At 59.5% G+C, this 12,472-nt stretch carries 13 protein-coding genes; 5 read left to right on the top strand and 8 right to left on the bottom strand.

Annotation, left to right across the window (positions count from 1 at the left end; translation table 11 throughout):
• Window positions 1-3 precede the first annotated feature (3 nt).
• Window positions 4-912 (top strand): DMT family transporter, encoded by a 909-nt coding sequence (locus tag ACSQ3J_RS24930; RefSeq protein ID WP_082512017.1) that lies wholly within the window; start codon window positions 4-6, stop codon window positions 910-912.
• Here ACSQ3J_RS24930 and ung read toward each other — a convergent pair.
• Window positions 909-1,610 carry a uracil-DNA glycosylase gene (gene ung / locus ACSQ3J_RS24925; protein WP_060503071.1) on the bottom strand — a complete coding sequence of 234 codons (702 nt, stop codon included), beginning with the start codon at window positions 1,608-1,610 and terminating at the stop codon, window positions 909-911. The genes ACSQ3J_RS24930 and ung overlap by 4 nt on opposite strands.
• A gap of 187 nt (window positions 1,611-1,797) precedes the next feature.
• Here ung and modA point away from each other — a divergent pair, with 187 nt between their 5' ends.
• From modA to modC, 3 genes are all read left to right on the top strand, one after another.
• Window positions 1,798-2,592, top strand: coding sequence for a molybdate ABC transporter substrate-binding protein (gene modA / locus ACSQ3J_RS24920; protein ID WP_060503161.1), 795 nt, complete (start codon window positions 1,798-1,800; stop codon window positions 2,590-2,592).
• A gap of 88 nt (window positions 2,593-2,680) precedes the next feature.
• Entirely contained in the window at window positions 2,681-3,382 is a 702-nt protein-coding gene (modB, locus tag ACSQ3J_RS24915) for a molybdate ABC transporter permease subunit (protein ID WP_060503072.1), read from the top strand.
• Window positions 3,379-4,446, top strand: a complete 1,068-nt coding sequence (gene modC, locus ACSQ3J_RS24910; protein ID WP_060503073.1) for a molybdenum ABC transporter ATP-binding protein — start codon at window positions 3,379-3,381, stop codon at window positions 4,444-4,446. The genes modB and modC overlap by 4 nt, the downstream gene beginning before the upstream one ends.
• On the opposite strand, the gene ACSQ3J_RS24905 is transcribed toward modC, so the two are convergent.
• The 7 genes from ACSQ3J_RS24905 to ACSQ3J_RS24875 all read right to left on the bottom strand — a co-directional run bounded on the left by ACSQ3J_RS24905 (window position 4,421) and on the right by ACSQ3J_RS24875 (window position 11,227).
• Window positions 4,421-4,816 carry a winged helix-turn-helix domain-containing protein gene (locus ACSQ3J_RS24905; protein WP_060503074.1) on the bottom strand — a complete coding sequence of 132 codons (396 nt, stop codon included), beginning with the start codon at window positions 4,814-4,816 and terminating at the stop codon, window positions 4,421-4,423. The two genes, modC and ACSQ3J_RS24905, sit on opposite strands and share 26 nt — an antisense overlap.
• A gap of 89 nt (window positions 4,817-4,905) precedes the next feature.
• Window positions 4,906-5,973, bottom strand: a complete 1,068-nt coding sequence (locus ACSQ3J_RS24900) for an ABC transporter ATP-binding protein (RefSeq protein WP_060503075.1) — start codon at window positions 5,971-5,973, stop codon at window positions 4,906-4,908.
• On the bottom strand, window positions 5,970-6,797 hold the full coding sequence (locus ACSQ3J_RS24895; RefSeq protein WP_436040551.1) for a carbohydrate ABC transporter permease: 828 nt from the start codon (window positions 6,795-6,797) through the stop codon (window positions 5,970-5,972). The genes ACSQ3J_RS24900 and ACSQ3J_RS24895 overlap by 4 nt, the downstream gene beginning before the upstream one ends.
• Complete coding sequence (locus ACSQ3J_RS24890) at window positions 6,794-7,696, bottom strand: carbohydrate ABC transporter permease (RefSeq protein WP_060503077.1); 903 nt, start codon at window positions 7,694-7,696, stop codon at window positions 6,794-6,796. The genes ACSQ3J_RS24895 and ACSQ3J_RS24890 overlap by 4 nt, the downstream gene beginning before the upstream one ends.
• 263 nt (window positions 7,697-7,959) lie before the next feature.
• The gene (locus ACSQ3J_RS24885) at window positions 7,960-9,192 is read right to left on the bottom strand and encodes an ABC transporter substrate-binding protein (protein ID WP_060503162.1); all 1,233 of its coding nucleotides are present in this window, start codon (window positions 9,190-9,192) and stop codon (window positions 7,960-7,962) included.
• 90 nt (window positions 9,193-9,282) lie between these two features.
• Window positions 9,283-10,185 (bottom strand): sugar phosphate isomerase/epimerase family protein, encoded by a 903-nt coding sequence (locus tag ACSQ3J_RS24880; protein ID WP_060503079.1) that lies wholly within the window; start codon window positions 10,183-10,185, stop codon window positions 9,283-9,285.
• A gap of 16 nt (window positions 10,186-10,201) precedes the next feature.
• Window positions 10,202-11,227 carry a Gfo/Idh/MocA family protein gene (locus ACSQ3J_RS24875; protein WP_277995994.1) on the bottom strand — a complete coding sequence of 342 codons (1,026 nt, stop codon included), beginning with the start codon at window positions 11,225-11,227 and terminating at the stop codon, window positions 10,202-10,204.
• 137 nt (window positions 11,228-11,364) lie between these two features.
• Here ACSQ3J_RS24875 and ACSQ3J_RS24870 point away from each other — a divergent pair, with 137 nt between their 5' ends.
• Window positions 11,365-12,399: a LacI family DNA-binding transcriptional regulator gene (locus ACSQ3J_RS24870; protein ID WP_060503081.1), complete on the top strand. Its 1,035-nt coding sequence runs from the start codon at window positions 11,365-11,367 to the stop codon at window positions 12,397-12,399.
• The last annotated feature ends 73 nt before the right edge of the window (window positions 12,400-12,472 follow it).

Raw genomic sequence — 12,472 nt, 5'->3', positions numbered from 1 at the left:
GTCATGACCTCGAAGCAAACCGGCTATATCTTCGTCTTGGCTGCCCTTGTAATCTTCTCGATACAGGACGCGATTTCCAAGCATCTGGGCAGCCTTTATCCTCCCGTCTTCATTACCATGATCCGCTATTGGGCCTTTGCCGCCTTCGCCATCGCGCTGGCGGCGCGTTCGCGTGGCGGCCTTGTAGTCACCGCAAGGACAAAACGCCCGGGACTGCAGATCCTGCGCGGCATCCTGCTGGTTGGACAGATCGTCATCGTCATCATCTCGTTCTCGCGAGTGGGCCTTGCCCATTCGCAGGCAATCTTTTCGTCCGGGCCGCTTTTCGTGGCGCTGCTTTCCATGCCGCTCCTGGGCGAGCGCGTCGGTTGGCGGCGCTGGACGGCAATCATCGTCGGGTTGCTGGGCGTTCTGCTGATCCTGAAACCGGACGACAGCAGCTTCGATATCAACTTCCTGATCCCGATCTCATCGGCGCTGATCTTTGCGATCTATGTGATTTCGACCAGGCTGGTCAGCCGCGACGATAGCTCGATCACCAGCTTTTTCTATACCGGCATCGCCGGTGCCGTTGCGATCACGCTGATCGGACCATTGTATTGGACGACATTGGCGCCGCAGGACTGGGCCTGGATGCTGCTCTTGTGCATTACCGGAACGACCAGCCACTTCTTTCTGATCAAGGCCTATGAACTGCTCGACGCGGCGGAGGTCCAACCCCTGACCTATCTTCAGCTGGTCTTTGCCTCGATCATCGGCGTCTCCGTCTTCGGCGAGACGCTGAACCTCAACATGATCCTCGGATCGGTGATCGTCGTTTGCGCCGGCATTTTTACCGTGTGGCGTGAAAGCATCGTTGCCCGCCGCAATGCCAAGAACCCTGAACCGCCCTCCTCCCAGACATTGACCTAAGCTGGCGTTTCCGGGTTGGCGGGCAGAGCCCACTCGATCGGCTGGCGGCCCTTCGAGACCAGAAAATCATTGGCCCTGGAAAAAGGCTTGGTGCCAAAAAAACCGTTATGCGCCGAAAGCGGCGACGGATGCGGCGAGCGGAGCACCAGATGGCGCGACTGGTCGACGAAGGCCGCCTTCTTCTGCGCATAGGATCCCCAGAGGATGAAGACGACGGGATGTTCCTGATCGTTGACCGCGCGGATGATTGCATCAGTGAACGTCTCCCAGCCTTTGCCCTGATGCGATGCCGCCATCGCCCGCTCGACCGTCAGCACGCTGTTGAGCAGCAATACACCCTGCCGCGCCCAGCTTTCCAGAAAGCCGTGACGGGCAGGCGCAATGCCGAGATCGCTTTGCAGTTCCTTGTAGATGTTCACCAGTGACGGCGGGGAGCGCACGCCCGGCTTGACGCTGAATGACAGCCCATGCGCCTGCCCCTCGCCATGATAGGGGTCCTGCCCGAGAATGACGACGCGCACCTGGTCGAGCGGCGTCAGATCCAGCGCGCGAAAATACTCCGGCCCCTTCGGAAAGATCTGCTTGCCGCTGTTTTTCTCCTCCAGCAGGAACGTCTTCAGGCTGGCCATATAAGGGCTGGAGAATTCCGCGCTCAGAGCTGCCTTCCAGCTTTCCTCGATCTTCACACTCGATTCCATCGCGTCCCTGCCCTGTTCATTCCGGTCAATCTTGTGCCGCCGAATGTAACTTCCGCCGCATCGATAGCAAGCCGCGAGCTGCAGGCCGGTGCAAATGACTTTCAATATATTTTGACAAACATAACGCTGGCCAATCGGATTATACCGTTATATCTAAAGAGATATCTCGAAACCAATGGGGGACCGCATGCGCTCTGAACGTCGAACCTTGCTGAAATTTTTCGGAACTGCCGCCGTTGCACTCTGGATTGGCGCCGCGGCGCTTGCCCAGCCTGCACTTGCAGCCGAAAAGGTCACCGTCTTTGCCGCAGCAAGCCTCAAGAACGCGCTCGATGCCATCGATGCCGAATGGAAGAAGGAATCAGGCAAGGAAACCACCGTTTCCTATGCGGCAAGCTCGGCGCTCGCCAAGCAGATCGAATCCGGCGCACCGGCCGACGTCTTCATCTCCGCCGACCTTGCCTGGATGGATTACGTCGCTGAAAAGAAGCTGATCAAGGACGAAACCCGCGCCAACCTGCTCGGCAACCGTATCGTTCTGGTGACCGGCAAGAAAGACGCCGCTCCGGTGGATATCAAGCAGGGACTGGATTTGAAGGCTCTTCTCGGCGACGAAAAGCTCGCCATGGGCGCCGTCAATTCTGTGCCGGCCGGCAAATACGGCAAGGCAGCACTTGAAAAGCTCGGCATCTGGTCTTCGGTCGAGAAGAACGTTGCGGGTGCTGAAAACGTCCGCGCAGCGCTTCTGCTCGTCTCCAAGGGCGAAGCACCCTACGGCATCGTCTACCAGACGGATGCCGCCGCCGACAAAGACGTGACGATCGCCGGTACTTTCCCGGAAGACAGCCATCCGCCGATCGTTTATCCGATCGCGATCACCACCGACAGCAAGAACCCGGACGCCGCCGCCTATGTCGACTTCGTCAAGTCTGCCAAGGCCGCCGCACTGTTCGAGGCCCAGGGCTTTACGGTTCTGAAGTAAGACAGGCCGGAAATAAGACTTCAATGCGCTCTATCCGCGAATGGATGGAGCGCATATCGTCTGACCGTCAGGGACGGAGCACGCACATTTGGACTGGTTGACTTTAAGTGACGCGGAATGGACGGCAATCCGTCTCAGCCTGCGCGTCTCGCTCGTCGCGATGATCGTCAGCCTGCCCTTCGCCATTGCTATCGCCATGCTTCTGGCGCGCGGGCGCTTCTGGGGCAAATCCATCCTCAACGGCTTGGTTCACCTTCCGCTGATCCTGCCGCCGGTCGTGACCGGCTTTCTCCTTCTCGTTCTGTTCGGCAAACGCGGCCCGATCGGCGCATTTCTCGCCGAATATACCGGTATCGTCTTTTCCTTCCGCTGGACCGGCGCTGCCCTTGCCTGCGGCGTGATGGCCTTCCCGCTGATGGTGCGCAGCATTCGCCTCTCGATCGAGGCCGTCGATCGACGGTTGGAACAGGCTGCATCAACACTGGGTGCCGGACCCTTCTGGGTATTCCTGACCGTCACCCTGCCGCTGGTGCTGCCCGGCATCATCGCCGGTATGGTGCTCGCCTTTGCCAAGGCGATGGGCGAATTCGGCGCGACGATTACGTTCGTCTCCAATATTCCGGGTGAAACCCAGACCCTGTCGGCAGCGATCTACACTTTCACCCAGGTTCCCGGTGGCGATGCCGGCGCGTTTCGCCTGACCCTCATTTCCATCGTCATTTCGATGGCCGCGCTGATCGTGTCCGAAATCCTGGCAAATCTTGCCGCAAAGAAAATGGATGCCGCATGAGCCTCAAGGTCGATATCCGTCATCGGCTCGGCGCATTTTCCGTGGAAGCTGCCTTCACCGCGGACAAGGGCGTGACCGCCCTCTTCGGCCGCTCGGGCTCCGGCAAAACATCGCTGATCAATATCATTTCTGGTCTTATACGGCCGGGCGGCGGGCATCTTTCCTTCAATGGAGACGTTCTTTTCGACGGTGACAACCAGATTTTCGTGCCCGCGCATAGGCGCCGCTTCGGTTACGTCTTTCAGGAGGCACGGCTGTTTCCGCACCTGAGCGTGCGACGCAATCTCGGCTACGGCCGGTGGTTTGCCCGCCGCAGCCATGTTGGTGCGGATTTCAACCGGATCGTCGATCTGCTCGGTGTCGGCGCACTGCTGGACCGCGCGCCGGCCAATCTCTCCGGCGGCGAAAAACAGCGCATCGCCATCGGCCGGGCGCTGTTATCCAACCCGCGCCTGTTGCTGATGGACGAGCCCATGGCTGCGCTCGACGAGGAGCGCAAGGCGGAAATTTTACCCTATCTGGAGCGGCTGCGCGACGAAGCGGATATTCCGATCATCTATGTCAGCCACTCGGTGGCAGAAGTCGCCCGGCTGGCGACAAAGGTCATCATCCTGGAAAATGGCCGCATCAGCGCATCTGGCGATGCGGCAACCATTCTCAGCCAGCCCTCCTCGACCATCGACCGCCGCGAGGCCCGTGCTGTCATCGACGGCACTGTCGAGACGACGGACATGGAACACCAGATCACGGTCATCAGGTCCGGAAATGTCGAAATCCGCGTGCCGCAGCTGAATGCCCCCATTGGCAAACACGTCCGGCTGCAGATTGCCGCCCGCGACGTCATGCTGGCAACCAGCCGGCCAGAAGGTCTGAGTGCGCTCAACATTCTGCAGGCCATGATCATCGAGATCGGCGAACCGGCGCAGGGCATGGTCGATGTACGGCTGGATTGCGATGGTGTGACGATCATCTCGGCGGTGACGGTGCTGTCCCGCGACATGCTCGGGCTCAATCCCGGCAAGCCGGTTTACGCGATCATCAAGAGCGTGGCTCTGGATCTCTGATCGCCGGCGCGCTGGCGCTGAGATTGTCCTGCAGCCAGGCCAGCTCCGATGCCAGTGCCGCCTGTGCCTTCTCCTCCATCGCTCGAAACTGACGGATCAGCTCGTCACCGAAAGGCGTCAAAACCGCACCGCCGCCCTGTTTTCCGCCACGCTGCGATTCCACCGCCTCTTGCCTGAACATGCTGTTGAGCGCGCTCACCAAAAGCCAGGCCCGCCGGTAGGACATATCCATGGCCCGGCCCGCAGCGGAGATCGATCCGGTCTCGCGGATATGCTCGAGCAGTTCGATCTTGCCCCGCCCCAGCCGTTCGGAATGTGGAAAATCGACCCGCAAAACAGGGTGGAGACTGCTGGATTTTGTCTGTGTCATGCGGTTCTGCATACCTTGGCTGCTCGGCGAGAGATTATCGCGCCGGCCTGCCGATGTATAGCGCCGCCATCACGCTGGAATGGCTTGCCTCATACCCGCAATCCGGTCTCGCCATCGAACACATGGACATCGGCGGGACGGATCGACACATCGATGATATCGCCGGTTTTCACCGGTCTGCGCGCCGTTTCAACAATCGTCACCTCCGTCGCAGTGGCTGTCGTGATGTAAGTCGCCGAGCCGGTGCTTTCGACAATGCCGACCGGCAGGCGGAAAACACCCTGCCCCGGCTCGACGAAATGCAGATGTTCAGGCCTCAATCCCGCCGTCACCCTGCGGCCCGGCTGTAGCTGCCGGTCGAGCGTGATGGTCTGCCTCTCGCCGACATCGACCGCCAGCGAACGGCCATCCTCGCCGACAACAGCAGGCACGAAATTCATCGCCGGCGAACCGATGAAGCCGGCAACAAACTTGTTGGCCGGCCGGTCGTAAAGTTCGAGCGGTGCGCCCTGCTGCTCGATGACGCCATCCTTCATCACCACGACATGATCGGCCATGGTCATGGCTTCGATCTGGTCATGCGTCACATAAACGGAGGTTGCGCCCAGCCGGTCATGCAGGGTGCGGATTTCCTTGCGCATGTGGACACGCAGCGCGGCGTCGAGGTTGGACAGCGGCTCGTCGAAGAGAAACGCCTTGGGGTGGCGGATGATCGCCCGGCTCATGGCGACACGCTGGCGCTGGCCGCCGGAAAGCTCGCGCGGATAACGGCCGAGAAGCTGGGAGAGCCCGGTCGTTGCCGCAACTTCTTCCGCCGCCTTTTTGGCCTCCGCTTTGGGGACACCGCGAATGCGCAAACTGTAGGTCAGGTTCTGCTCCACCGTCATATGCGGATAAAGCGCATAGGACTGGAACACCATGGCGATATCCCGCTTGCGCGGCGGCACGTTGTTCATCAGCTCACCGGCAATTTTCAGATCGCCCGTCGAGATGCTTTCCAGTCCGGCGAGCGACCGCAACAGCGTGGACTTGCCACAGCCGGACGGACCGACAAGCGCGACGAAGCTGCCCTTCTCGATGCTGAGTTCGATGTTCTTTAGTGCATGGAAGGCACCGTAATATTTATTGACGCCCGAGAGCTCGATCTGCTTGGTCATTTGATGGCTCCCGAAGTAAGGCCGGAGACGATGCGCCGCTGCAGCAGCACGAAGATGGCGAGGATGGGGGTCACATAGATCGTGGCATAGGCCATGATGTTGTTCCATTCATTGGTGTTCGGTCCCATGAACGAGTTGAGGCCAACGCTGGCGGGCTGCAGTTCCACCGCCTGGATGATCGATTTCGAATAGACGAACTCGCCGAAGGCCTGCATGAAGATCAAAATGGCGCTGACAAGGATACCGTTGCGTGCAAGCGGCAGAACGATGTTGAAGAAAGCGCCGACCCGCGAATTGCCGTCAACAAGGGCTGCTTCTTCCAGCTCCTGTGGCACCGCCATGAAGGTGGCGCGCACCAGTACGACAAAGAATGGCATGCTTTTGGCAGCAATGGCGATGATCACCGCCAGGCGCGGATAATTCAGCATTCCCAGCTGCGAGAAACCGACGAAGATCGGCGTGATCATCAGCGACGCCGGTAGCACCTGCAGCATCAGGATCAGGAACAGGCCGATATCGACCCAGACATTCCTGTACCGCGCCAGCACATAGGCACAGCCGACACCGAGCACGGTGATCAGGGTGACCGAGCCGAAGGCGATGACCAGCGAGTTCCACAGATAGCGTCCCATGCCCCGGCTTTCCCAGACGAAGGCGTAGGTGGCCCATTGCGGCTCTGACAGCCAAAAGCTCGGCGGCGTCGCAAACATCTCCGAACCGCTTTTCAAAGCGGTGATGAACATCCAGTAAAGCGGGAACAGATAGATTGCTGCCATGACGATGGCGATCACCAGCATCAGGCGGTTGCGATTGGTATCACTCATCCGCGCACCTCATGACGTGTGGAGCGGACATAGACGACCGAGGCGAACATCACGAAGACGATCATGATGACGGAGATCGTCGCTCCTTTGGCGAAGTCATATTGCCGGAAGGACAGGTCCCACGCCCAGTATTGCGTGACGTTGGACGAATTGTTCGGCCCGCCGGAGGTGATGGCGGCAAAAAGGTCGAATTGCTGCAGCGTGAAGATCAGGCCAAGCGAAACGATGGCGCCGATGGTCGAGCGCATCATCGGCAGGGTGATCGTCCAGAAGCGTTGCCAGGCATTGGCGCCGTCGAGTTCGGCAGCCTCATAGAGATCGCCGGGAATGCTGGCCAGCCCGACGGATAATAGGATCATGTTGAAGGCAGTGCCCAGCCAGATATTGGCGATGATGACCGCATAGAGCGAATAGTTCGGATCGGAGCGCCAGAAAATGTTGCCCGAGATGATGCCGGTTTCCCGCAGCATGAAATTCAACACGCCGAAATCTCCCGACAGGATCCAGTTCCAGATGGCGCCGACGACGAGGCCCGGCATGACCCAGGACACGAGAAACAAGCCGCGCAGCCAGGAAGCCCCGGGGAAATTGACCCAGAAGAACAGCGCCAGCCCAAAGCCGATCAGGAATTGCCCGGCAATCGAACCGGTGACGAAGATCGCGGTATTGCCAAGGATCGGCCATGTCTCCGGTTGAGAAAACAGATCCTGATAGTTCTTGAAGCCGACGAAGGGGCGCAGGAACGTGCCGAGGCTGAACATATCGACTTCCTGAAAGCTCATCAGGATATTGTAGAGCAGCGGCAGACCCGCCATCAGGAACAGAAAACCGAGCGGAAAGGCGACGAGCACGATATCGAAACCGTTGCCATCCCGGATGCTGGAAAGCAGCCTCTTCATGGGGCCTCCGATGCTCCGAACGGGGCTGTCTGGCGCATTGGCGCGAAAGACAACCCCTTCCGGGAGGAAATGATGATGGTACGAACCATCGGCGTTTTTACCTTCTCCCCAACGGGGAGAAGGTGGCCCGAAGGGCCGGATGAGCGGGCGGCACACACTGCCGTTCGGTTATGGCTTTCGTGAAAGCATTCGTCGCTGCCGCTCCTCATCCCCCTCATCTGCCCGTTGGGCATCTTCTCCCCGCTGGGGAGAAGAGGAGCAAATCAGCCCAGCACAGCCTTGATCTTATCGGCCGCCTGATCAAGCGCGTCCTTCGGGCTCGACTGGCCGGTGAGCGCTGCCTGAATGGCATCCTGGATCGCCTTGGAGATCTTCGGCCATTCCGGATGCGGGCCGCGCGGCTTGGCGTATTTCAGCTGTTCGAGGAACACTTGCAGTCCAGCATCCTTCAGCGCCTGGCCGGTTGCCGGGATCGCGATATCGGAGCGGGCCGGAAGCTGGCCGTAATTCTTGAACATCTTGTCATCCTGCGAGGCGAAAAACTCGAGCGCCTTGAAGGCTTCCTCCGGATGCTTGGTCGAGGCGAAGATCGCCCAGTTGAAATCGCCCATGGCAGACGAACGTTCTGCACCTTCCTGCGGAACCGGCAGCAGCGTCACGCCCCAGTCGAATTTCGCTTCCTGCGACATGCGGTCGAGTTCCCACGGACCGGAGATCGCCATGGCGGCATTGCCCGAGTTGAACGTGCCGGTCGAATCCCACTGGCCGCGGGTCAGCGTATCCGGGGAAGCCAGCTTCTCGTCCATGATCGTCTTCCAGACGGTCAATGCCTTTACGGCACCTTCGGAATTGATGTTTTCATAACTACCGCCGCCCATCTGCGCCCAGGGCAGGAACTGGAACGTGCCTTCTTCGTTGGCCTTAGCCGAGAAGGCCAGACCATAAACATTGGCCGCCGGGTCGGTCAGCTTGCGTGCGTCCTCGACAAGCTCGTCCCAGGTCTGCGGCGGCTTGTTCGGATCAAGCCCTTTCGCCTTGAACATGTCCTTGTTGTAGTAGAGCGCGATCGTGTTCGTCGCTTTCGGCACGCCGTAATACTTGCCGTCCCATTCAACCGATTTCAGCGGGCCGGGGAAATAGTTCTCCGGCTTGATCACTGTCGATTTCGAGATCATGTCGGTGAGATCAAGGAAGGCGCCGCGCGACGAAAACAGCGCATGCTCGGGATTGTCGATGGCGATAATATCCGGCGCCTGGCCGGTCGAATAGGCGCGCATCGCCTCGCTCACCACATCATCGAACTGGATCTGGCGGTATTCGATCTGGATACCGTTGTTGAGCTTGTTGAAATCGGCCACCAGATGCGGTGCCGGTTGGATGTCCCGGTCAAGCGACCAGACGGTGAGCTTCACATCTTCCGCCTTGGCGGAAAGGCCGAACATAGAGACGCCTGCCAGCGCCATTGCACCAATGACTGCATATTTGCGGATACCCATGATTTCCTCCTTGTGGTTATCCTGTCGGCCGACATCCTCCATGCCGGCCTTCTTCAGTCCATGTCAGTTCTCTCAAGCCTGCCTGATCAATCAGGCGGGATCGGTGACGAAATCACCGCCCCGGCATGTCTTCAGATAATTGAGGCCGTGCACCTGGCCGGTCATTTCCAGCGCATCGCGATAAACCGGATCGTGCCAGCCTTCGATGTCGATCGAGCCCGACCAGCCGGCAAGGCGTAGTTCCGAGATCACATCCGTCCAGTTGGTGTCGCCAAAGCCCGGCGTGCGCATGAAGACGAATTTTTCCTTGCCGAAAATGCCGTGCTCGCGAATGACATCCCAGCGGATCGTCGCGTCCTTGCCATGCACGTGGAAGATCTTTTTCGCCCATTTGCGGATCTGCGGCAGCGGATCAATGAGATAGACCATCTGGTGGCAAGGCTCCCATTCGAGCCCGATATTATCATCCGGTGTCTCGTTGAACATCAGTTCCCAGGCATCCGGATTGTGGGCGATATTCCAGTCGCCGGTCGCCCAATTGCCATCCATGGCGCAATTCTCAAACGCGATCTTGACGCCCTTGTCGGCGGCACGCTTGGCAAGCTCGCTCCAGACTTCCTTGTAGCGCGGCAGGCTGTCGGTCAGCGGTTTGTTGCGGATACGGCCGGTGAAACCCGCCACGCAAGTGGCGCCGAAATGGTGGGCGTTGTCGATGCAGTCCTTCCAGCCCTGCAGCGTATCGCGGTCGATGTCGGTGGTTTCCAGCGGATTGCCGAACATGCCGAGTGTCGAAATGGTGATATCGCGATCGCCGATCGCCTCGACGCAGCGCTTGCCAAGTTCGGCGAGGTTCTGGCCATTGGTCGTCTGCCAAAAGAACGGCTCGAAGCTTTCGAAGCCCAAGTCTGCCACCTTGCCGATGCGCTCCGCCGCCTTGCCTGCGGATGCGCTGATCATGGTGCCGATACGGATGGATTTTGCCGGATTGCTCATCAAACTGTCCTGTTCTTCATAGGGTCACGCGCTGCCGGGTGCGGGCGCTCTCGATCGCCGCAAACACCATGGCAAGGCTGTTGATATTGTCGCTGCTGACGGTCTCCGGCTTGGCGCCGGTTCGGATGGCGGTGAGGAAGTCGGCGATCACGCTGGCATGGCCATGGGTCTGCGCCTCGTTTGCCGGTTGCGGCACGTCGATAGCCTCGATTGGACGGAAGAAACCTTCCGAACCCGCGATCACGCCCGCCTTGAATTCGTCCGCACCATCCCAGAGCAGCGTGCCCTTGGTGCCAATAATCCGCCACTGGCTTTCCCAGCTGGTATTGGCCCCTTCCGCACACCAGGAGCCGCGATAGGTAAACGTCACGTCATCGGAAAATTCGAAGATCGCGTTGGCCGCCGCGCCATGCGCATACCAGGAACCGCGCGGATTGCTTTCATGGCAATAGACCGCCACCGGCACCTTGTCCGCCACGAAACGGGCGGCGTCGAATGTGTGGATCGCCATGTCGAGAAGCAGCACATTGTCCATCTCTTCGCGGAACCCGCCGAAATGCGCGCCGATGAAGAAGTCGCAATGGATCGCCGTTAGTTCGCCAAGCGCACCGCTTTCCACCAGACGGCGGATGCGGCGAATACCAGAGATGAACCGGCGGTTCTGGACAATGGCGTGAATCTTTCCTGCGGCCTCGGCTTGCGCAATCAACGAACGGCCCGCTTCAATCGACGCTGCCATCGGCTTTTCGCTGAGCACGTGACAGCCATGGGCGAGCGCCGTTCCCACCACATCGTGGCGGGCGGATGGAATGACGACATCGAAGACGATTTCGGCGGAGGTCTTTTGCAAGACATCGCCGAGATCAGAACCGATAACCGCATCCGCCAATCCGAATTCGGCGGCCAGGGCTTTCGCTGCCACCGGATTGACGTCGACCAGCCCGACGACTTCAACCGCCGAGCGAATTTCAGGGGTTTCAGCGATCGCCTTGAGCCAGCCTTTGGCCATAGCTCCGCACCCGCACAGAACTGCACGCAAAATGGGTTTCTCCTCCTTAAAGTCTACGGTTTTCGCTCCTTTTCGGCCACCGTAAACGTTTACGGAACTATGAACGATTTTTGAAACGTGTCAATAGAGAAGCATTGGGCAACCGAAATCACGCGTTGAAAGCAGCTGAAATGACGGGCATACGCAGGCTTGCACAGCATCTGGATATTTCTATCGGCACCGTCTCGCGGGCGCTGAACGGGCGCCCTGACGTCAACGAGGAAACACGCCGCAAGGTTCTCGAAGCAGCGGCAGAACTCGGCTATGTGCCCAATCAATCCGGCCGCAGCCTGCGCCAGGGCACCACCAACATCATCGGCTTCATGATGCAGACCGGCACGGAGATCACCGGCCAGGGTGATACGTTCTTCATGAGTGTATTCGACGGCGTGCAAACGGTGTTTGCCCGCCACCATCTCGATCTGGTTGCCCTGCTCTGCTCATCGGAAGAAGACCCCGACGACTATCTCCGCCGCGTCGTCGCGCGTGGTTTTGCCGATGGCCTCATCCTGTCGGCGACGCAGCGGCACGATCCACGCTTCGAATTTCTCGCCAAACGCAAGATTCCGTTCGTTACGCTCGGACGCAGCCTGACGGATGTCGGCCAGCCCTGGCTCGATCTCGATTTCGAAGGCATGGCGCAAACCTCGATCGACCGCCTGGTGGCCAAGGGTCATCGCCGGATCGCCGTGACAAGGCCGCATGATGATATCAACCTCGGTCATCTCTTCGTCGATCAGAGCGCCCGGGCACTTGCTGCACACGGACTGACGCTCGATCCTGATCTCGTCTTCAACTCGAAGCCGAACGAGGCAGGTGGCTATCATGTCGCCCAGCAATTGCTGGCCATGAAGGACCGGCCGACCGCAATCCTTTTGGTCAATGAAACCATCGCCATAGGCTTCTATCGTGGCATGAGCGAAGCCGGCCTCAAGCCTGGACGCGATATCGCAATCATCGGCCGCCAGAGCCCGCAATCGCATTTCCTCTCGCCAAGCCTGACCGGCTTCACGCTATCGCGCCGCGATCTCGGGATCGCACTGGCGGAAGCGCTCCTTGCGACCATGCCGGCCTTTAGCCATTTCTATCCGGATGCGGAACTCAGGAAGGTCTGGCCGGAAGACCTGGTCGAGGGTGAGAGCGACGCTTTTTCACTGCCCGCCTGAGGCCACGTCGCAGGACCGGCAAGCGGCCAGTCTTTGCGACTTGAACAACGGCAAGATACCGTGCACATCGGAG

The organism is Rhizobium sp. LjRoot98, assembly GCF_964252935.1.
Classification (GTDB): Bacteria; Pseudomonadota; Alphaproteobacteria; order Rhizobiales; family Rhizobiaceae; genus Pararhizobium.
The sequence above is the reverse complement of the archived record's forward strand: the minus strand, read 5'-3'. Positions and strand labels throughout refer to the sequence as shown.

Excerpts from the sequence above, each read along its gene's own strand:
- ACSQ3J_RS24930 (WP_082512017.1), top strand. The coding sequence starts at position 4 with ATGACCTCGAAGCAAACCGGCTATATCTTCGTCTTGGCTGCCCTTGTA.
- ung (WP_060503071.1), bottom strand. The coding sequence starts at position 1,610 with ATGGAATCGAGTGTGAAGATCGAGGAAAGCTGGAAGGCAGCTCTGAGC.
- modA (WP_060503161.1), top strand. The coding sequence starts at position 1,798 with ATGCGCTCTGAACGTCGAACCTTGCTGAAATTTTTCGGAACTGCCGCC.
- modC (WP_060503073.1), top strand. The coding sequence starts at position 3,379 with ATGAGCCTCAAGGTCGATATCCGTCATCGGCTCGGCGCATTTTCCGTG.
- ACSQ3J_RS24905 (WP_060503074.1), bottom strand. The coding sequence starts at position 4,816 with ATGACACAGACAAAATCCAGCAGTCTCCACCCTGTTTTGCGGGTCGAT.
- ACSQ3J_RS24900 (WP_060503075.1), bottom strand. The coding sequence starts at position 5,973 with ATGACCAAGCAGATCGAGCTCTCGGGCGTCAATAAATATTACGGTGCC.
- ACSQ3J_RS24895 (WP_436040551.1), bottom strand. The coding sequence starts at position 6,797 with ATGAGTGATACCAATCGCAACCGCCTGATGCTGGTGATCGCCATCGTC.
- ACSQ3J_RS24890 (WP_060503077.1), bottom strand. The coding sequence starts at position 7,696 with ATGAAGAGGCTGCTTTCCAGCATCCGGGATGGCAACGGTTTCGATATC.
- ACSQ3J_RS24885 (WP_060503162.1), bottom strand. The coding sequence starts at position 9,192 with ATGGGTATCCGCAAATATGCAGTCATTGGTGCAATGGCGCTGGCAGGC.
- ACSQ3J_RS24880 (WP_060503079.1), bottom strand. The coding sequence starts at position 10,185 with ATGAGCAATCCGGCAAAATCCATCCGTATCGGCACCATGATCAGCGCA.
- ACSQ3J_RS24870 (WP_060503081.1), top strand. The coding sequence starts at position 11,365 with ATGACGGGCATACGCAGGCTTGCACAGCATCTGGATATTTCTATCGGC.